Source organism: Lactiplantibacillus sp. ME-2 (genome assembly GCF_022549155.1).
In the GTDB taxonomy this organism is placed as follows: Bacteria; Bacillota; Bacilli; order Lactobacillales; family Lactobacillaceae; genus Lactiplantibacillus; species Lactiplantibacillus plantarum.
Window position 1 is genome coordinate 26,941 of sequence record NZ_JAKZEQ010000023.1, and the last position, 19,427, is coordinate 46,367.

The 19,427-nt window shown below is 43.4% G+C and carries 20 protein-coding genes and 1 pseudogene; 18 read left to right on the forward strand and 3 right to left on the reverse strand.

What is annotated here, in order from left to right; all coding sequences use genetic code 11:
* Nucleotides 1-119 precede the first annotated feature (119 nt).
* The 4 genes and pseudogenes from MMY95_RS09480 (at nucleotide 120) to MMY95_RS09495 (ending at nucleotide 2,121) form a co-directional block, all read left to right on the forward strand.
* The gene (locus tag MMY95_RS09480; protein ID WP_053267347.1) at nucleotides 120-713 is read left to right on the forward strand and encodes a type IV toxin-antitoxin system AbiEi family antitoxin domain-containing protein; all 594 of its coding nucleotides are present in this window, start codon (nucleotides 120-122) and stop codon (nucleotides 711-713) included.
* Nucleotides 710-1,576 carry a nucleotidyl transferase AbiEii/AbiGii toxin family protein gene (locus MMY95_RS09485; RefSeq protein ID WP_053267346.1) on the forward strand — a complete coding sequence of 289 codons (867 nt, stop codon included), beginning with the start codon at nucleotides 710-712 and terminating at the stop codon, nucleotides 1,574-1,576. The genes MMY95_RS09480 and MMY95_RS09485 overlap by 4 nt, the downstream gene beginning before the upstream one ends.
* A gap of 104 nt (nucleotides 1,577-1,680) precedes the next feature.
* Nucleotides 1,681-1,845: pseudogene (locus tag MMY95_RS09490) on the forward strand (type II toxin-antitoxin system RelE/ParE family toxin); the annotation flags it as partial.
* A gap of 6 nt (nucleotides 1,846-1,851) precedes the next feature.
* Nucleotides 1,852-2,121 carry a helix-turn-helix transcriptional regulator gene (locus tag MMY95_RS09495; RefSeq protein WP_054519314.1) on the forward strand — a complete coding sequence of 90 codons (270 nt, stop codon included), beginning with the start codon at nucleotides 1,852-1,854 and terminating at the stop codon, nucleotides 2,119-2,121.
* Nucleotides 2,122-2,688: 567 nt separating this feature from the next.
* Here MMY95_RS09495 and MMY95_RS09500 read toward each other — a convergent pair.
* Both MMY95_RS09500 and MMY95_RS09505 read right to left on the reverse strand, forming a co-directional pair.
* Entirely contained in the window at nucleotides 2,689-3,057 is a 369-nt protein-coding gene (locus tag MMY95_RS09500; RefSeq protein ID WP_021730181.1) for a hypothetical protein, read from the reverse strand.
* 232 nt (nucleotides 3,058-3,289) lie between these two features.
* Complete coding sequence (locus tag MMY95_RS09505) at nucleotides 3,290-3,658, reverse strand: helix-turn-helix transcriptional regulator (protein ID WP_021357386.1); 369 nt, start codon at nucleotides 3,656-3,658, stop codon at nucleotides 3,290-3,292.
* Between the two features lie 547 nt (nucleotides 3,659-4,205).
* Between MMY95_RS09505 and MMY95_RS09510 the strand changes: the two genes are divergently transcribed.
* Together MMY95_RS09510 and MMY95_RS09515 are read left to right on the forward strand one after the other, a co-directional pair.
* A complete protein-coding gene (locus MMY95_RS09510) occupies nucleotides 4,206-4,889 on the forward strand; it encodes a CPBP family intramembrane glutamic endopeptidase (protein WP_053267343.1) in 684 nt (227 codons plus the stop codon).
* Between the two features lie 496 nt (nucleotides 4,890-5,385).
* Nucleotides 5,386-7,890 (forward strand): CAP domain-containing protein, encoded by a 2,505-nt coding sequence (locus MMY95_RS09515; RefSeq protein ID WP_053267342.1) that lies wholly within the window; start codon nucleotides 5,386-5,388, stop codon nucleotides 7,888-7,890.
* 131 nt (nucleotides 7,891-8,021) lie between these two features.
* Here MMY95_RS09515 and MMY95_RS09520 read toward each other — a convergent pair whose 3' ends face one another.
* Nucleotides 8,022-8,336 (reverse strand): helix-turn-helix transcriptional regulator, encoded by a 315-nt coding sequence (locus tag MMY95_RS09520; protein WP_021355861.1) that lies wholly within the window; start codon nucleotides 8,334-8,336, stop codon nucleotides 8,022-8,024.
* 162 nt (nucleotides 8,337-8,498) lie between these two features.
* On the opposite strand from MMY95_RS09520, the gene MMY95_RS09525 reads away from it, so the two are divergent.
* The 12 genes from MMY95_RS09525 (at nucleotide 8,499) to MMY95_RS09580 (ending at nucleotide 19,329) form a co-directional block, all read left to right on the forward strand.
* Nucleotides 8,499-11,210, forward strand: a complete 2,712-nt coding sequence (locus MMY95_RS09525) for an SEC10/PgrA surface exclusion domain-containing protein (RefSeq protein WP_054519334.1) — start codon at nucleotides 8,499-8,501, stop codon at nucleotides 11,208-11,210.
* Nucleotides 11,211-11,244: 34 nt separating this feature from the next.
* Nucleotides 11,245-11,835, forward strand: a complete 591-nt coding sequence (locus tag MMY95_RS09530) for a hypothetical protein (protein WP_033098993.1) — start codon at nucleotides 11,245-11,247, stop codon at nucleotides 11,833-11,835.
* 2 nt (nucleotides 11,836-11,837) lie between these two features.
* Nucleotides 11,838-12,902, forward strand: a complete 1,065-nt coding sequence (locus MMY95_RS09535) for a DUF4767 domain-containing protein (RefSeq protein WP_225914147.1) — start codon at nucleotides 11,838-11,840, stop codon at nucleotides 12,900-12,902.
* A gap of 66 nt (nucleotides 12,903-12,968) precedes the next feature.
* Complete coding sequence (locus tag MMY95_RS09540) at nucleotides 12,969-13,325, forward strand: hypothetical protein (RefSeq protein WP_013355305.1); 357 nt, start codon at nucleotides 12,969-12,971, stop codon at nucleotides 13,323-13,325.
* Nucleotides 13,326-13,919: 594 nt separating this feature from the next.
* Nucleotides 13,920-14,303: a hypothetical protein gene (locus tag MMY95_RS09545; protein ID WP_097558256.1), complete on the forward strand. Its 384-nt coding sequence runs from the start codon at nucleotides 13,920-13,922 to the stop codon at nucleotides 14,301-14,303.
* Nucleotides 14,293-16,140, forward strand: a complete 1,848-nt coding sequence (locus tag MMY95_RS09550) for an acyltransferase family protein (protein ID WP_003641171.1) — start codon at nucleotides 14,293-14,295, stop codon at nucleotides 16,138-16,140. The genes MMY95_RS09545 and MMY95_RS09550 overlap by 11 nt, the downstream gene beginning before the upstream one ends.
* A 240-nt stretch (nucleotides 16,141-16,380) precedes the next feature.
* Nucleotides 16,381-16,635, forward strand: coding sequence for a GlsB/YeaQ/YmgE family stress response membrane protein (locus tag MMY95_RS09555; protein WP_003641172.1), 255 nt, complete (start codon nucleotides 16,381-16,383; stop codon nucleotides 16,633-16,635).
* An 11-nt stretch (nucleotides 16,636-16,646) separates the two neighbouring features.
* A complete protein-coding gene (amaP, locus tag MMY95_RS09560) occupies nucleotides 16,647-17,192 on the forward strand; it encodes an alkaline shock response membrane anchor protein AmaP (protein WP_003641173.1) in 546 nt (181 codons plus the stop codon).
* 12 nt (nucleotides 17,193-17,204) lie between these two features.
* A complete protein-coding gene (locus tag MMY95_RS09565) occupies nucleotides 17,205-17,387 on the forward strand; it encodes a hypothetical protein (RefSeq protein ID WP_003641174.1) in 183 nt (60 codons plus the stop codon).
* A 14-nt stretch (nucleotides 17,388-17,401) separates the two neighbouring features.
* Nucleotides 17,402-17,824 (forward strand): Asp23/Gls24 family envelope stress response protein, encoded by a 423-nt coding sequence (locus tag MMY95_RS09570; protein WP_003644046.1) that lies wholly within the window; start codon nucleotides 17,402-17,404, stop codon nucleotides 17,822-17,824.
* Between the two features lie 60 nt (nucleotides 17,825-17,884).
* Complete coding sequence (locus MMY95_RS09575) at nucleotides 17,885-18,325, forward strand: Asp23/Gls24 family envelope stress response protein (protein ID WP_003641176.1); 441 nt, start codon at nucleotides 17,885-17,887, stop codon at nucleotides 18,323-18,325.
* Nucleotides 18,326-18,528: 203 nt separating this feature from the next.
* Nucleotides 18,529-19,329 (forward strand): fumarylacetoacetate hydrolase family protein, encoded by an 801-nt coding sequence (locus tag MMY95_RS09580; RefSeq protein ID WP_053267339.1) that lies wholly within the window; start codon nucleotides 18,529-18,531, stop codon nucleotides 19,327-19,329.
* Nucleotides 19,330-19,427 lie beyond the last annotated feature (98 nt).

Sequence of the window (19,427 nt, forward strand, 5' to 3'; positions counted from 1 at the left end):
TGATGAAAAAATTATGACTAACGGGAAATTCCCAAAGTCCTAAATCAATTTATCCGTTTTTTACTCACTATATGTTATGATTTGAGTATAAAACGGACTTTTAGATTGAGGTGAAACCAATGAGCCAACGAGAAGAGATCATTGTGTACTTGAATAAGAATGGTGGTCAAATTACGTCTAAAACTGCTAATTTAATGGGTATCTCACCTAGGGTGTTACGCAACATGTATGCTCATGGACAGCTAGAAAGATTAGCACCGGGTGTTTATATTGATCCACTTGAGTTTGGCGACGATATTGCTGCACTACAGTATAGCCTTTCGAAAGGTATCTTTTTCAAAGACACAGCACTTTTCCTTTATGGAATGATTGATCGAACGCCAAGTACCTACGAAATGAACTTTCCGTTGCCATACGCGTATAGTACTAAAAACGATGCACCAATCAAGATTTATCGGCAAAAAAAGGAGCTTTATGAAATTGGTATAACAACAACTAAAACTCCTGGTGGACATCTAGTTAAGGTTTACGATGTTGAGCGTACCTTGTGTGATATCCTGCGAACGCGAGATAGGTCTGATGCTGAGACAATTAAACAAGCAATGAATAGTTATACCCATCGGAAAGGAAAAAATCTCCGCCAATTAATGACGTACGCAAGAATATTTAAAGTAGAAGAAGAGATTAGAGCGTATATGGAGGTCCTACTGTGAAACTTGAATTTACTGACCAGAAGCAGTTTCTGGCTAGAATCAGAAAATTGGCAAAGGAAAGAAAAATCACACCACAGATTATGTTGCAGGAGATTATTTTAGATGATTTGATTGATAGAATCTCTAATTCACCTTACCAAAATAATCTTGTACTAAAAGGAGGTTTCTTGCTTGCATCACTAATTGGTACTGACACTCGCTCAACACGTGATATTGATACCTCAATTGTTGGTTTACCAGTCACAGAAGATAAAATGAAAAGTGTTTTTCGAGAAATTTGTGACATTGAATTGCCTGACGATATCATCAAATTATCAATTGTTAAAATCGATGAAATTAGGGAAGATGATGAGTATTCTGGTTACCGGATTCATATCCGTGCACAAATCTATACTACACGAGTTGATGTTAAGATTGATATATCAACTGGAGATGTGATTACTGAGCGCGCTATGCAATATGGACATAAAATGATACTTGAGGATCGGACTATCCAAATTATGGCGTACACAGTTGAAACCATCATTGCTGAGAAGTTGGAGACGATTGTTAGCCGGGCAGATGCTAATACACGGTTGAAGGATTTTTATGATTTGTATTTGCTCAATCGTCAGAGTAAGGCTGAAATAAAGTTTAATATATTGAAAAAGGCGATACAAGCGACTTCTGAAAAACGAGAAACAGCTGATCAATTAGGTGCCTATATTTCAGTATTAACAGCTCTTAAAGCCAGTCCAAGTCTTCAAAGATTATGGATTGCTTATCAAAAGTCCAATGAATATGCGCGTGGAATTGATTTTGGTATAACGTGTGATGCGGCGATTGACCTTATTAAGAAGTCTGGACTTGAGCAACAGATATGACTTTGATTTTAAAAAGCTACGAAAAAGTTTACCCATCAACTAAGTATGCTAGAGATTTTAGGTTACTGGCTTAATGACCTTCAAGCTAGGGTATCTTTACCCAACTGATGGAATTACGACCAATGCCAGAACGATTTTTCTACGCAGCGTGGAAACGAGATCACTTTGTTTTGCTAAGTCATTATACGAAGAAACAAAATAGGACTGATTCGCGGGAAGTTGACCGGGCAATTAGGTTGCTAGAAGATTGGATAAGTAGAAAGGGGTAATGGACGATGACAACTTGGAAAGATTATAAGCAATCCATTACAAGTATTGATGAGGACGAAATGTCGATTATTGACACACTCAGTAAGCTACAGTCAGAAAGAATTAAGCGTGGTATTTCACAAAAAACGTTTGCAGAACGAATTGAAATGAAGCAACCACAATTGGCAAAGATTGAGCGGCTTGACTCGATACCATCGCTAAAAACGTTGAATCGGTATGCGCATGGACTTGGGTTAGAGATTGAAATGAGACTCAGATCTGGAGAATCCGTGTAGGTATAATTCGGTATGAAAAATAATTCAGTGAAATATTCCGCATATGTTAATAAATACTGATACTGGTGTTGCTTGAATGTTTTATGGCTCTAGGTGCAAAAGATGAGACTCAAGTGGGTTAATAAGCTCATTTGAGTCTCATTTTTAGATTTTGGGGATATAGAATAATTCTATAAATAAAACAGAGTAGATGGAACACAATTAAATAGTATTTGGAATCCGGGAAAGATTGTTATTCTACATTCATCAGTTAACGTTTCATGGGTGTTTTTAAGTGCAGTATCAACATCAGATCTTCTTATTTGTTCTAAATTCGGTGATAGTAGATGCCATGAATTTGGAAGTGTTTGATAACTTTGTTAACCATAAGTAATCGCATATCAGCAGTAAGGAATGCGTGCTTAGTGCGAGTATATTTGTATTGTTTTCCAATTTCAAAAGGTTTGTTAGGATTCGTTAATTGAACGGTCTTTTATAATTGGACTGCGTAATTAGAACGCACGTTCTTTTTAGGTCTGAATAAAAGCCCCGTTAAGGGCTGATATTACTAACTGATTGCAGATTGGACTATGCTTGTGGTTGGCTAAAATGCTTTAATGAAGCTAAGTATAAAGATCCACCAATAATTGCGAGAATGCCACCAATCCAACCTAAGAATGGAATAAGCGCGATTGCACCACCGACAATGAGTAAAACGCCTGCTGCAGTACCGACACGCTTATCACCTTTATAATAAATTAATGCAATAATTCCTAGTGCTAAAATAGCAATTTTTAAGATGTTTAGGAAAGCGGCCGTACCAGATGTACTTGATACCGATCCAGTGGCAGCGTCGTTTAGAACGCCACCAGCAATAAACCAGCCCCCGAATAATAAGATAATACCGCCAACTAGCCCTACAATCCCGTTAGTAAGTGCTAAATTTTTTGTCTTCATGTTGAAGCTCCTCCCTTTATTAACAGCTTTTCATGTCGATCAGTTTATTGGACATAAGTTGTTGAAGCCTACCCAAACCATTAATCCCCGTATTGATAGGTTAGTTTTTCTTATAAATAAACAAAGGTGACCAGTATTCTTGCCGATAAGTAAAATTCTCATAAGCGTGCCCAAGTAACTTGATTCGAACATTAAGATACCTCATCGTAAGGGGCGACAGTCGCGGTTAGCCTTATTCCCAGAAGATGACGGCCATTGCTACTCGTACTTGTTGGCGCTCTTCTTCCGTAAGTTTTTCGCCCCCGTATGTCATCGAATCCACATGAGTTGCGAGCAATTCTTTCAAGTCAATGGTATCTTTTCTGGCAATCCATTTAGGTGCGCTATCTTCACCCAGCAGGTAGTCGGTCGTCACATCATATAGCTCTGCAATCTGTTTAAGCATGTTCAAGTCTGGCTCATTCGTGCCATATTCATAGTTGGCATATCGCTGCATACTGCTCAGCCCTAATTTCCTGGCCACCTCAGTTTTTGACCAGTTCCGACTGTCACGAAGATTAATTAGTCTTCGAATGAAGTTGTTTTGTGTTTTTGCTGGCATGTTATAGTCTCCCAATGAACGTATTGTATAATATTTAAACGTAAAATTTATATTTTTAAATAAAAAATTTAAGAAATAACTTATTTAAATAAACTATTTAATATAAAACGTGGTTTATTGATATAAATTAATTGCTTGTTAATTATAATGCATTCAGGTTGTTGGAACAAAATAGATTAGTATCAAGTGTTATCTAGATGATGGTTCTATTCCTAGGATGCTACTAGATTTGGATACGACTTTTCGCCCTTTAATATATACGGAGATAATGATTTGAAATATCGGCAGAGTTCTCCAAACAGATAAATAATTAAAAATAGGTGGTTAGACTTAAAACGATCACTGTTTTCTGATGATTGTGATTTTTTAAGATAGACTGGTCAAATAGTGCAATCATAATTTCACTCTGAAGAGGTGATTGTTCACAATCAAATGGTCTTCATTATGGTATTATGGCAAGGACACTAGTGGATGTTTAGTCAGCTTGGCGGACTAATCCAAAACGAGCTGAAAAGCTGATGCAAACATATAAGGAGGTTGGAAAATTTTGAAATCGAATCGTTCTATTGTCACCTGGCTCCTCAATATCGTTAAACTAATTGGTCTATTCGCACTATACCAACTCGCCATGATTCCCACGATGATGCCAGCAATTCGACACGGGTTCTCGGCCACGGCAACACTAATTGCCGGAGTGGCAAGTTTAGTCTTGCTCGGATTACTTATTTGGTGGCTGGTAACGATTTATCGTCGCCAAGCGCCAATCGTGACCAATTTATCACGACCGGCACGTCCGGCGTTAACAATAGTGGGCCTATTTATCCTGGTTGAGTTAGGCAACGTGTTGGCGGGACTTATTGTGAAACAGACTCCTGAAAACCAAGTGATTTTGGACAAGGTATTTACTACTAGCCCAGTCATTAATGTTGTCCTGATGGCAGTACTGGCACCGATTGTCGAAGAGCTGATTTTTCGCGGGCTAATGTATCGTTGGCTATTCCCACGAGTCACGAATCGGGTGACTTTCGCTGTGGCATTAGTCTTTGCGAGTTTGTTATTTGCATTCGCCCATACGTTATCGTTTAGCCCTGCGCTACTAGCCTACTTACCGATCGCCGTCGTGTTGACTTTTACGTACGTGTGGTTCAACGATATTCGCTATAGTATCGCCTTGCACATTATCAATAATTCATTAGCCATGGTTGGCATGTTGACCTTGCTTTCGCGTTAACACAGGTTATCCTACCGACATAGCGGTTGACATTCGCGTATTAGTCGCGTGATGTGTAATGATTAAAAACAGGCAACGTCCAAATTTTGGGCGCTGCCTGTTTTGGTAGGGCTGAGTTAATAATAGATAGGGATTGGTTATGGTAACGTCATTAATAATGTTTATCTAACAATCTGATACGAATTGTTGAAAGACTGTCGTTAATCGGATAGAAATATACCACACCAGTTTCGTTTGTTTTTGAAAACAGTGGCTATTAATGATAACTAGGTAATGTTTGATTAGCAGTTGTTGATTATCAAAATAACTTTATACTGTAAAATTGGAACAATGGTATTTCCTGATTTGCGACTTATTCAACGACTAAAATTCATAATAGTCCTGATTAAATAAGGCTTTCCAATGTTCAATCAGGACATAAGGGTGTAAACACCACCTAGCATTATGACATCATTGGTTTATAATGATATTTATATTAACTTATTGGAGTGAGTTTATGAATAAGAAATTATTATATACCAGTATTACCACTGCGGCATTATTCGTGGGGACCCAATTGGGTGTTAACAATGCGCAGGCCGACACGGCAACTGATAACAGCGATACGACGAATCAGACGAGTGCCACGCAGGGGAGCGCTCAGACGGCAACTAACGAAAAGTTAGCAACGGTCAAACCGACTAGTCAGCAACAGTATCAAGCCAACGTGCAGACTGCCAAGGGGAACGTAGCCACGGCTCAAAACCAAGTTAACACGGTACAAGCTAAAGTGGCGACTGCGCAGGGGCAAGTGACTAATCAAAGTCAACTAGTTGCGATCGGGCAGTCCCAGTATGATGCTGGTAAGGCCCAAGTTGACCGTGCACAACAAACACTGGATGCTAACAATCAGGTCCTCGCTGAGGCTGAAAATAAAGTCGACGCTGCTAAGTTGCAAATGGCAGCAGCTGAAACACAAATTCCAGCTGACCAACAGCAAGTTGCGGCCAACAAAGTCGCTATCGCCAACCAGCCAGCTACCGAGAAGAAAGCACAAACGGCTAAGGACGCGGCTGACACGGCCTTGACGCAAGCTAAAACTGAACAGGCCACGGCCCAATCTGATGCCGATGCAGCCAGTGCCGTCACTGCAGCTAAACAGGCGACGGTCGATCAAGCATCTGCCGCCCAGCAAAAAGCGGCCACCCAAGCAAATCAAGCTAAAGTGGCCGTAGCATCAGCGCAAGATGCGGTTAATAAAAATACCCAGGCAATCAGTTCTGCCAAGACGGCGATTCAAAACACGACCAGTCAAATTAATGCGAATAATCAAGCTGTTTCCACAGCGCAAGCCAAGATGACCGCAGCTCAAGCAGCTTTAGCGGCAGCAGAACGGCCAACGACCACGACAGAATCGCAAAATAAGTATGACGCTGCCGAATTCCCACAATCTCAATTGACTGGGGCCGAAACAGTCAGCGTCGCCTATCCAAGTAATGGCAAGTATGTGCCTAATGCGGATAAAATCAATCAGTATATGTTTGAATATATCAATCAGCTACGGGCGCTGAATGGTCAACCAGCATTGAAACAGACGGCGACGCTGCAAAATAATGCGATTGCGCGAGCAGCTGCCCAAGTCGACGGTGGCTTGGATCATACTGGCTCAAGTTATGCAGAAAATTTAACACAAGTTTATCCGCAATGGTTCATGAGCGATCAAGAAACGGCCTATAATGCTGTGATGGGTTGGTATGATGAATCCAATAACATTGAGTCCGGTTCCTTTGGTCACCGCGTCAACCTAATATACTCGACTGGTGATGCCGGAGTAGCCATCAACTTGGCCAAACACGTGGCGGCATTTGAAGTCAATAATGCCGGGATGACGGAAGCACAGCAAGACAAGTATGTTGATTTGTTCGACAATGCCCATACGAATGCCGCTACTGGGACTAAGGCCTTACCAGCTGTCACGTTCAATTACGTCCAGACGGCCCCCGCTGATCCGAAGAAGATTGCGGCGGCTAACGCAACGTTGATTGCTGCAACGGCTAGTTTGAATGGTTTACAAAATACCGGGAAGACATTAGCAACCACGCTGGCTAACCAAAATGCCAGTTTACAGGCTTTACAAAACCAGACAAGTGGCTTACAAGCGACTGTTACGACTAAACAGGCCCAAGTTCAAGTCGCTGCAACTAGTTTGACGGTGGCTAATGCTGCTTTGACGCAAGCTCAAGGGCGATTAGCAACGGCGCAACAGCAACAACTATCGCCCGTTCATAATTTGAAGACAGCAATCGCGAAGACGGCTACGGCACAAGTAACTGCCACGCAAGCCGCTAAAAACTTAGCCAGTGCCAAGACATTGGTAGCCGATTTGACCGCTGAAAACGCCCGATTGGCGGCCGAAATCGTGGCCTTGCCCGCACGGATTGCAAGCATGAAGGCCCAAATTGCTACGGCTGAACAACAACTCGCTGCTGCCAAGGCCGTACTCGCAAAAGGGCAGGCTCAAGTCGATACAGCAAACGAGCAACTCGCTGCTGGAAAAGCGCAACTGGATCGTAAAAAGACCGATTTAGCACAACTTAAGCAGGTGCTCGGCGCTGCCAGAGTTGATCTCGCCGTTGCACAAGGTGATTTAACGGCTACTAAAGCCTTCTTGGCACGCGTCGAAGCTAACAAATTTACAACGACGACGGCTGCGGCGGCTGATGGAATTGCTGAAACAACAAATGTTGACCAATCGACTGGTGTTACCGCACCACATGCGACAGCTACTAAAACCGTAGCGAATAGCAATGGTACCATTAATGCCACGAGTACTAGCGTAGATGTTTCAGATGGCGATGCAACAACTAAGCTGGTTGCGGGAGCTAAACAACAGCCAGTTGCCGCACAGGCCACGGCTTTACCACAAACGGATGAAAAACAGTCATCGAGTTTGATGGCAGTGGGATTATTTGCCGCCAGTTTGGCACTATTTGGTTTAGTTAAGCCACGCAAGCATGCGTAATTTATAGCGTTGAATTCTTATTCAACAATAAACAGATAAAATAACCTGAGTTCCAAATATCAAACCAATGATATTTGGAACTCAGGTTATTTTTATGGATAAATGAGTGAAAGCATTAACAATCGATATGATTATTTATCAATGGGTGTTCTGTTTTGCTGAAATAGATTTAAGAACTGTAGTAACAATCGGACCTCCTCATCTGTAAAACCGAGTGTACTCATCTTAACCGGTAATTTGTCAGAAATTCCAAGTAAATAATCAGATGATGTGTCGAGAACCGAACAAATTTTGATTAAAACTTCAATACTAGGGTACGTCTTTCCTTGTTCATAAGAAGTAATAGCCCATTTGGAAATGTCGAGCTGTTGCGCTAGCTCAACTTGAGTTAGCTTCTTTGCTTTTCTTAATGATTTTAATTTGTCACCAAAATATTCCATTGTCATAATAACTTCATTTTATAGAAAACAGTCGTATTTAAAATACAACAGTAGTATTAGATATACTAAAATAGCGTTCTTTATGATATTATAAATGCTAGAAAAGGATTATTAATACTCTTTTTTATAGTGTGTTTTGTTGATGTAAGACTATTGGAGGAAATTATTATGAAAAAATCGCGAATTGCTTTGATGTCAACGGCTTTAGTTGCTGCAGGCGCAACGGCGATTGGAACTGCAACGACTGCACAAGCCGATACGACCAATCCAACGACTAATAATACGACAACGGGGCAGACGCAAACGGCCAAGACGAGTCAATCAGAACTTGATGCAAACATTAAGGATGCGCAAACTGCTGTAAATGATGCCAAGGATAAGACGGGGCAGGCGCAAACGGCAGCTGATGCAGCTAAAGGGGCCGCGGTACAGTCAAAAAGCCAAGCGTCGACTGCGCAAGCAACAACGACTAAAGCGCAAACTGATTTGAGTACGGCCAAGACCGCCGAAGCCGAGGCACAACAAGTTGCAGATAGTGCGACTGATGATGCGATTAACCAAGCACAAGACGCGGTGACTAACCAACAAAATCAAAATCAGCAATTAATGCAAACGGTTGATACGGCTAAAACGGACGTTGACAAGGCTGGTGACAGTGTGAATAGCGCCCAAACTGTAGTCGACCAAACGAATACTGATGCGACGCAAGCTAATCAAACGGTTGCTAACGCGCAAACACAAGTCAACCATGCCCAAGACGTTGTGGACGGCAAAGACAGCGCGACGGCCCAACAAAACTTGGCAACAGCGCAACAAGATCTAAGTCAAGCACAAACCAATGTTAAGCAGGCTAATGATGCAACGAAGCAGGCTAGTCAGGCAGTTAGTGATGCACAGACCAAAGTAACGAGTGCGCAAACGAGTGTTGATCAGGCTAATCAAGCCCAAAGTGCTGCCCAACAAAATATTAATACGGCGACACAAGCACAAGCTGCGGCGCAAAAGGCGTTGGATGACGCTAGCCAACATCAGGGGAGCACCCAAACTTTTACTTTAGGTACTGAGTATGTTAATGCTTTGAAAGCATACAATGACGCGGAAGGCTACAATCTAAATAGTAGTTATCCCGTTGTTCAGCGCCTAATCAAGGCATCTGACGCAATGAGTCAGATGCTTAAATTTCAGTCGAACGCGGTCGATAAGAATATCAAAATCAATGGTCGCCAAGATTTGACTCCCGAAGTATTAAGCCAATTATCAACGTACGCCGCCCAACTAATTAATTCGATGCGGGATGAATTTGGGGCGCCACATGTCATTGTTACAAATGGTAGTGTCAAGTTTGCTGGTGATATTGCTGATGAAGTCACTGATGATCAGTGGATATTAGCGGTTGAAAATGCCCATGACGTTCCAGCAATTAATCGAGCTGCCGCTAAGAATGGACTGTTTTCAAAGGCAACCGCTAACATGTATGAAGATGCTGCCCTTGCAAAAGCGACATCTAATCTCGGTGAATGGCATTTAACCTTAGATGATTTTAAGCAAATGATTTTTACTTCGTTACAATCATTTATGGCTAATGACGAAGAATGGAGCCATGCTAATAGCATTTTGGGCGCTGCAGCTCATGGTAAAGACCAGTATTTTGGTGTGTCCTTTAGCGACAGTATTGGTGAGAATGTCCTAGGTGCTCCGGGGAAAACACTTAATTTTGATTCTCACTTCGCGTTTGTTCCTCAGGATTCTTCGTACTGGGTCGACGAAAGTAAATTTGATAAGACGGCTATTAAAAATGAAACAGTCAGCGCTAATGAAATCAAGCAATTAGAAAGCGACCTTGCCACTAAGAAGACGGCTACGAATACCGCCAAGACTGCTTTAGCAACGGCAAATACCAATACGACCAAGGCCCAGAATACGTTAACTGCAGCTAAAACTACTTTAGCAACCGCTAAGCAGCAACAAGCTAATGCCCAAACTACCTTAACCAACGCTCAAGCTGCTGTTAAAACGGCAACGGCTGCGGTTGCCGCTGCTCAAAAAGCTGTTGATGAAACTAGTGCAAGTGATGCCACTAAGCAGCAAGCATTGAGTGATGCCAAAGCGGCGCTAAAAGCTGCGCAAGCGGTTCAGTCCCAAAAGCAGGCGATCTTAACTGCGGCTAAGGTTAAACTTGCAACCGCTAATCAAGCACTTGCCCAAGCTAAGGTCAAGTTGGCGAATGCGGAGGCTGCGCTAAAGGCTGGGCAACAAGCGTTAGCTAATAAGAAAGTGTATTTGGATTCACTGACGCATGCGGATGCTAATTTGGCAGCCGCTAAGCAAGCCGTTGTTGATGCGCAAGCGGCCTATGACCAGGCGGTTCAAGCGCTTAAGGTTGCTCAAACAACTGAGGACAGTGATGCAGTGACGTACCAACAATTACAACAAGTTGCTGATGTGGCTAAGCAAGTATTGGTCGCGGCGCAAGCTAAACTAGACCAGTTATTGCAGACTAAAGCACTTAATGACGCCATTGATCGTACAAACCAGGAGACGAGCCAGTCTAAGTCGGCCCAAGGGGAAAGTATGACAAATACTGAACATGATATGACTAATGGTGGCGGTACTACATTGAATACGAAGTACGCATTAGGTACTGAACACGCTACAACGGGTGGTGACACGGTGACCTTGAAGGCACATCGCGCGTTGAGTGCTGAGCAGGCCACAACCTTGCAACAACGGAAAGCCGCAATGGCTGCGGCTACCACTAAATCAACTAGCACGTTACCACAAACGAATGAAAAGGCTGATCGTACTGTTTCAGTACTAGGACTCATGGTGATTGGATTAGTTGGGTTACTGGGTGTAACTAAGCGTCGTAAGCGAATTTAATAAAAAATTGGAATAGAAAGCGGGAAAGTAGCAAATGACGAGGGAAGAACTTTTGGACTTTTTGAAAAATAAGCGAAGCGCTACGGCGGGGGTAGCTAGTGCGCAACAGGCGCTGGCCGCTGATCAGGATAAATTAGCTAAGGATAAGAAACGGTTCCATAAAACGATTATTGGATTCGGTATCTTGGCTGTGGCGGCGTTACTGTTGCAAAGTGGCGCCAGCCTGGTCATTACTAGTGCGGCCATTGCCATCGGGTTGTTCGTATTCAAGTATCTGCACTATCTGTCACCAACTAATGAGGTGATTCAAAAAGATCAAGCAAGCTTACAACAAGAGCTGGCTAATCCAGTTTATCAACAAGAGGCCAATGGGTTCCCAGAGAAATTCTACAATTACTGGGATGCGTTACGGCTTTGGAAGTTAGTGAATGAAAATCGAGCGCGGGATTTACAAGAAGCCTTCAATCTTTTAGAAACGCAGCATTTCCAAGAAGATCAGCTGGCAGCACAGGAAGAAATCAAGAGTCTTCAAGCAGATATTGCAGCTAATGCGCACGCAACGGCGGTCAATTCCGGAATTGCTGCGGTTTCTTCAACGATTTCGGCGTTGAATTCACGGAAATAATGATGAATGGCTTGAAAAAATTCGTGCTGAGTACCACGAGTATCGTGATGTTAGTGACCCTGTCGGCATGCGGCGGGAAAAATGCGCAAAGTCCGGCTAGCGCATCGAGTTCGTCAATGAGTGTGACAACGCGTAAACGGACTTCATCAGCACGCAAAAGTCTCGCGGCATCTTCACAAACAAACAAGACAACAGCAACCGGAACGTGTATGAACCTGGCTGAAATTAAAACCGGCAATTATCGTAGTGTGACGGGTAGTGACTGGAAGATGATTGGTGCCAAAGTGAACTATCATAAAGGTAATGGTATGGAATTTGATACTAGTCAGGTCAACGGGCAATTATCGATAGCTAAAGATAAGATTACGACTGGCACGTTGACCGTCACGAAAAATAGTATTGCGGTTGATGGTAAAAATGAGGTTACCCAGCTTCGTAATAATGGCAAAATATTCAGTGTCTCAACTGAAAACGATGATGGTAGTAATTGGGCAATGACGTTCTATCCAGCCGGTACGACTAGTGATTATCAAGTTGACGGTACTGGCAGCACTAACCGTCAGAATTTAATTACCGTTTGGACTAGTAATAATAATTATACGCAGGTCTTTGCACAAAATATGACAAGCACTAGTTCAACAACAGCAGCTAATCAGAAAGACGGTGTGCTGTGGAATACTAGCAAAAACAAGCAGTTAGACGCATTTATGACGCAATGGTCACAGACAATGAACCAGGATTATGCCAAGTATGATGGCGTGCATGAGTTAGACATTTCGACCGGATTATTGTATCCGCGTGATTTGTCGGATGTCATCGTCAAGGGACAACGGGCTTCGATTGCCTGGGCACCCAGTGGTAAGGGCACACATGAATACAACGTTGTCGCGATTTACAACCACGATGGGACCGAGCCGCCACTGCCTAACCATATTACCTATTTCTTTGCGTTTAGAAATGACAGCCCAATCGTGCTCGTTGATCAAAGCCGGGATGGGACGCCTACTCTGGGAGAGACTGAGAATGTGAAACTTAAAGAGGGTTTTGTTCGAATTGCCAGGAATTAATAAAAAATGAAAGCTTGAATGATCGTCATGCAGGTAAATAAGTATATACAGCAACGGAGGAAGTAGATGACAGTTTCTAAGAAAAGTATCATCGGCGTTATTATTGGTATTGTAGTGATTGTGATTGCCATAATTGCACTGAAGCCACGCGGTTTGCAGGGAACGTATACAAGTACAAGTGAAGAATTGGGAACCGATACGATCGTTTTTGATGGCAAAAACTATAAAGAAACAGTCGTAAAAACGGTTGACGTGTTGGGACATAAAAAAACTTACAGGGACAAATATAGCGGCACATTTAATGTGGAAGATAATGAGGTAACCTTTGAGGGCAAAACCGCTAATGGAGCGACTGCTAAACTTTCTAAAGATAAAAAAGTATTATCAATACAAAATGGTCAGCAGCTAATGAAAAAAGAGTAAGCATAATAGCAAAAGGCGGTCACTAATTGGATGGTCAGTCGGTAGCACATGCTTAAATGTAGTGTATATTGAAGAAAAGACAATGAAATTCTCAAACTATGATACGTGTAGCGCGCTGCCCATCAGCAAGGGTGCATAGTACTGCTCAGACGGAGTCGGTTACTTTGAGATATTGTCAATTCTTTGTTGATATGTTGCTCAGGGCAAATTGGGTGACTGGAACTGATTTGCTGTAACGATGAAAGTAATTACTTAAAAAAGCAGTCAAATGCGATGAGTTGACTGCTTTTTCGTGTCTCAGAGTAGTTATGATTGATTTTTAGTTGAGTTTATCAAAGTTGACGTAGATGATGGTGAAAAATCAATAAGTGGTAATTTTCATCTACCCGATAGACTGAATATTTAGTAATATATTAATTAGTATAACTATTAGAACTGTTTTAATTATTTAATTAAACAAATTTATATGTGCTATTACTTGTAAATCATTGTTTTTGGGCAATGATTGAGATGGTCTGTGTAAACCCGTAGACGAATGGGAGAGTCTGTGGTGTTGATTACAAGGGGAATTAAGGTTGTGAAAGGAATAGAGGTATGGGAAAAATCAGTAGCAGAATGGTCTTTGAAATTATCACGATTATCGGTATTGTCACTTTTGCCGTTATCAGTCTAACACCATCAACGGCGAAGCAGCAAAGTGTGCAATTGGATCACGGACGGATGAGCTACAGCGGAGCCGTTTTGAAGCACAAGTTTGACGGTCAGGGTACGTTGCAGGTTAACAAACAGGGGCGCTACGTGGGTAATTTTACCAATGGCCGGTTTGAAGGTGCAGGCGAATTCATTGCACCGAACGGGTGGCGCTTGCAAGGCAACTTCAGCAAGGGTGCGTTGAATGGTGTGGTCAAACTGCGGGTCGGCAACAAGACTTATGCCAAAAAAATTACGAGGGACGGTAAGTTAGAAAATGCGGATTAAATGGTTTAGTTTAGTACGGATAACGGGACTCGTGCTGGTATTGACGTATCACTTTTTCCAAACCCAGTTTACTGGTGGCTTTATCGGGGTGGACATCTTCTTTACCTTCTCAGGGTTTTTGATTACGTCATTAATGGTGGACGAGTTTGCTCGTTCGGATAACTTTAAACTAATGGCTTTCTATGGTCGCCGGTTTTATCGAATTGTGCCACCATTATTTATTGCGGTGTTATTGGTGCTACCGCTAACTTACTTGATTGATCACGATTTTGTGACCGACATTGGTAAGCAGGTCGCGGCGGCTCTCGGATTTACGACTAATTATTTTGAAATTGCGACGGGTGGCAGTTATGAAAACAAGTTTATTCCGCACTTATTTGTCCATACGTGGTCATTAGCGGTTGAAATGCACTTTTATATTTTATGGGGCCTGATTGCGTGGTTGGTCGCTAAAATCAGTCGGCGGTTGGCGAGTGGTCGGCGCGCATTGACCCGTTTTCGTTGGGGCTTAGGGCTGTTGACCACTGCCTTTGCGATTGAAAGCTTTGTCATGATGTACTTTGGCGCGGTCGGCTTAAAGGACTTTTCACCAGTCTACTTTTCAAGTCTGACCCACTGTTTTCCGTTCTTTGTCGGCGGGCTTATCGGTGTCCTGAGCGGCATCAAAGCTCAAGGGCCAATCTATCGTTGGACCACGGCGCACTGCAATCCGATCATTGCGGGCGCGGTGATGCTTATTAGTTTTATATTGTTAGTTGCTTTAGGCGACCGGATGAAGTTCGATGCGCTACAAACGTATCAGGGTGGGCTGTTACTGGCTACTGTACTCGCTGGCATCATGATCTATGGCGCCCGGTTGTTGCATGACCACACGCCGAACCTCAAGGAACCGCGGTGGATGACGTTCTTAGCGGATGTGAGCTATAGCGTGTATCTCTATCACTGGCCGTTGTACGTGATTTTTTCACACATGATGGTCAACTGGTTGGCGGCGCTGCTCACGACGGTACTGTCGATTATCCTATCCGCGTTGTCATACTACGTGTTAGAACCAGTGATTGCGGGCAAACGCGCCCACGTTTTCGGTCATACAGTGACGTGGCGACAGTTGCAGTTACCCGTTATCACCGCAGGAGTGTTGTTGGCAGTTAATACCGGGGTCGTAGTCAAAAATGCGCCGCAACTTTCGACACTGGAACAGAATTTATGGGTGAGCGGGATTTACCAAGATATTGATAAAATCGGAACGACTCATGAAGCTGTGCTCGCGGCCGTGACGCCCAAGAAGAAGCAGGCAACGCCTAAAGGTGACCAAGAAAAGGCACCAGGCGTTTCCATTATTGGTGACAGTGTCACGCTGGGGACGCGGAGCTACCTGGGCGATCACGTCGCGAACAGCAATATTGATGCGGAGGGCGATCGGACGATGAACCTGGCATATAAAGTCATGATGAACCAGCAGCGAAGCCATACGTTACGGCAGTACGTGGTGATTTGTATTGGGACCAACGCGCTGGATGATTACGAAGAACAAACCATGAAGATCATTCATGACTTGGAGCCGGGGCACAAGTTGATTCTGATGACACCTTATAATGCCCGGGCCGATGCTGACTGGAATTCATCAAAGTTGGCCGTTTTGGAACGGCGTCTGCCAGCTAAGTATAAGTTCATTACGGTTGCCGACTGGGGCAAGATTGCGGCGCAACATCCAGAAGTTTTCAAAGGGACGGATGGCGTACACTTCGGTGGCATTCGGGCTGGTGATATTTTATACGCCAAGGTAATCAATCAAGCATTGACGGCAGCCAAACAGACTCCGGCTAAACCAGCCTAATCTAGCTAAGTCAGAGCAGTTATTAGTAGTCAATTTAATAGAAATAATCAGCTTGCGATGTAACAATTGGCAGGCTGATTTTTTTATGTTTGTGGTTAAATTGCGAAGCGGCGGGATTCGTTGATGGTAATTGTTCAGATTTTAAGTGACAATTCGACCAGTGTGCATATTAATTGTCCCAAAATTAAATTATGGTTATCATAAGCATGTACTCAAATATAACTGTAAGGAGTGATTAGAATGTTAGGATGGCTATGGTCATTAATTGTTGGTGGTGTCATTGGTGCGTTAGCAGGTGCGATTACCAGCCGTGACGTTCCAATGGGGATCATTGGCAATATTATTGCCGGTTTAGTTGGTGCCTGGATTGGTCAAGCATTGCTTGGAACTTGGGGACCTTCGTTAGCTGGTATGGCATTGGTACCCTCAATCTTAGGTGCTATTATCTTAGTATTAATCGTTTCTGCAATCTTCGGCATGCGTAAGAAACGTTAGGCGGTGATTAGATGAGCCGCTTAGCTAAGTTTACGGTGACGTTAGTCGGAATTGTATTGGTGTTATTAGCGGTTTTTGAACTGGGTCAGTTGTACCCGATCCCGTGGTTGACGTCCTGGTTAGCTGATCTGACGATTAACTACCCAATGGTTTGGAGTATCTTATTGATGGTCTTTGCCATTATTGCCGGAATCGTTGGTATCTTATTGGTAATTGTCGGCTTGTTTCGACCAGTTAAAGTCAGCACGTTGACGTATGATGGCAAGGTTGGCCAGTTAACGATTCCGCAACGGGCTTTGGAACGTGATTTGCAGTACCGACTCGTTAATCAGTTGAATCTAATTGATCCTGAGGTTCACTTGAAATTACGGCGTCGTCGCCGGGTACGAGTAAAGATTGATGCGATGGTTAATACTGACGCATCGTTAGAAACCACGGCCCAACAGGCGGCAACCTTGGCACAGGACTATTTGAAGAATCAATTGGGATTGACGGTCGAACAACCGGTAGTGCAAGTTAAGCCAGCAAATCACCAGCGTAAGTTAACCGTGGTGTAAAGGAGGGTCCTGATGAGTAACGCACAGTATGGTTTTCTGATTGGACTGCTTTTAGGTATCGTCTGGGTATTAACCAGTTTTTCGGCAGTCTTATTAGTCGCAGTTTTAGGGCTGATCGGCTGGGCGATTGGACGGTTTGTCCACGTCGATTTGGCTGCAGTTAGTCAGAAGTTGAGTGAGTATTTATCTAAATAATGGGAGGAATTACAATGGCACAACCAGAACAACAATTACAGACTCAATTGACGTTTGATGACGGTGTGATTGAAAAAATCGCCGGTCTAGCTTCACGCAATGTTGACGGCGTGTTATCCCTAGAAGGCGGCATGTTAAGCAATTTAACGAACCGCTTTCGTGATGAAGCTGACCCGACGCAGGGGGTTGACGCCCAAGTTGGTAAGAAACAAGTTGCTTTAGATATGACGATGATCGTTGAATATGGTAAGGACATGCGACAAATCTTCAATCAAATTTGTCAACGTGTTCAGCAAGATGTTGAACGGTATACTGGCTTGAAGGTCATTGAAATTAAGGTACATGTCAGTGACGTCATGAGCAAGCGTGATTGGCAAGATCAGGCCACTGGCAAACCAAATACGGATCAATCAACAGATAAGCGGCAAGTTGAATAGCACGGTCGTTTAGAGTAGTCATTGGTAAGACGATTTTTGACAAAACAAGGAGGAATTTTGATGGAAGCAACAGCGACATCTTTAAAACCAGAAGTTGTTTTTGACGATACGGTATTGGCAAAGATTGCTAGTAACACGGCCCAAGAAGTTGAAGGGGTATTGAGCTTACAGGGAAATCTGATTGATGATATTTCCAATCGCTTTACGGATAAGGATCGCCCGCAGACCGGCGTTTCAGTGGATACCGATGACGATGACCAGACGGTTGGAATTGAATTGACGGCCATTCTAGCTTATGGTAAGAATGGTCAGGAGATTCTAGCACGGGTGGCGGATAAGGTTGCCAAGGCCGTTAAATCAATGACTGGTTATCAAGTGACTAAGTTAAAATTAGTCGTTAAAGACATGTTAACGACAGAAGAGTGGCGGCAACAAAATGACAAGCAAGAAAAAGCACCAGAAAAGAAACACCCAGAACCAAAGGATGACGGCCCACATTAATGGCAGCCGTAATGGTTAAAGGTACTCGCAAATTAGGCGGGTACCTTTTTTAGTGATGAGCGTTACATGAAGAAATATCCTGAGCTAAGTTCGTAATTGCGTTTGAATGTTCATGAAGATTGTCCGGAATGACCGTCACGCAACTATCATTATTGTTATGATTCATGAGATGAGTGTACAATAATATCAATGAGGTGATTAATATGAAAATTGGCATGCGGGCCAACCGACCGTTTATCATTACGGATGAACAGCATGGACAAATAGTTTTAAATGCGAAGACAGTTTTGGAAGCGCTACATATGCCAGCAGCGGACCGGAAACTTGGCTCGCTTGAAACGTTTGCGCCGCAAGAATTAGCGGCACCAATCACGGCCCCGCAACAGATTTTTGCGGTGGGGATGAACTACCGCGACCATTCGGCGGAGATCCACATTACGCTGCCGAAGGTTCCAAGTATTTTTACGAAGTTTAGTAGTTCACTGGCACCAGCGAACGTGACCGTGGCGACGCATGGCCCTGAGACCGACTGGGAAACCGAGCTAGTCGTGATGATTGGCAAGGGTGGGCGCGATATTGCGACGGCTGATGCAATGGCGCACGTGGCCGGAGTGATGGTTGGTGAAGACTTATCTGATCGAGCCGTTCAGTTCGAGAATGATAATCCCCAGTTTTCAATGGGTAAATCGTTTGAAAATTACGCACCAGTTGGGCCGTGGTTAACGACCGTCGATGAATTAGCTAACTTAGACGATGAGGTGATCACGACCACCGTCAATGGTCAGACGATGCAGCAAGCGTCGTTGAGCCAACTGATCTTCAAGGTACCGGATTTGGTGCACTACTTGTCGACGGTCTGTGAGTTACAACCAGGTGATTTGATTTTTACCGGGACGCCTAGTGGAACCGGCGTTGGTCGCAATCCCCAAGTCTTTTTGCAAGCCGGCGATCAACTGTGCGGTCAGATTACACATTTAGGGACGTTAAATATCACGATTAAGTAAATAGCCATAGTCGGTAAGTGAGATGGGTGAAGATTTATATTGTAACGCCCAGCACAATGCCGACTTTTTTTGGTACCACAAAAGTAATTATTGAATAG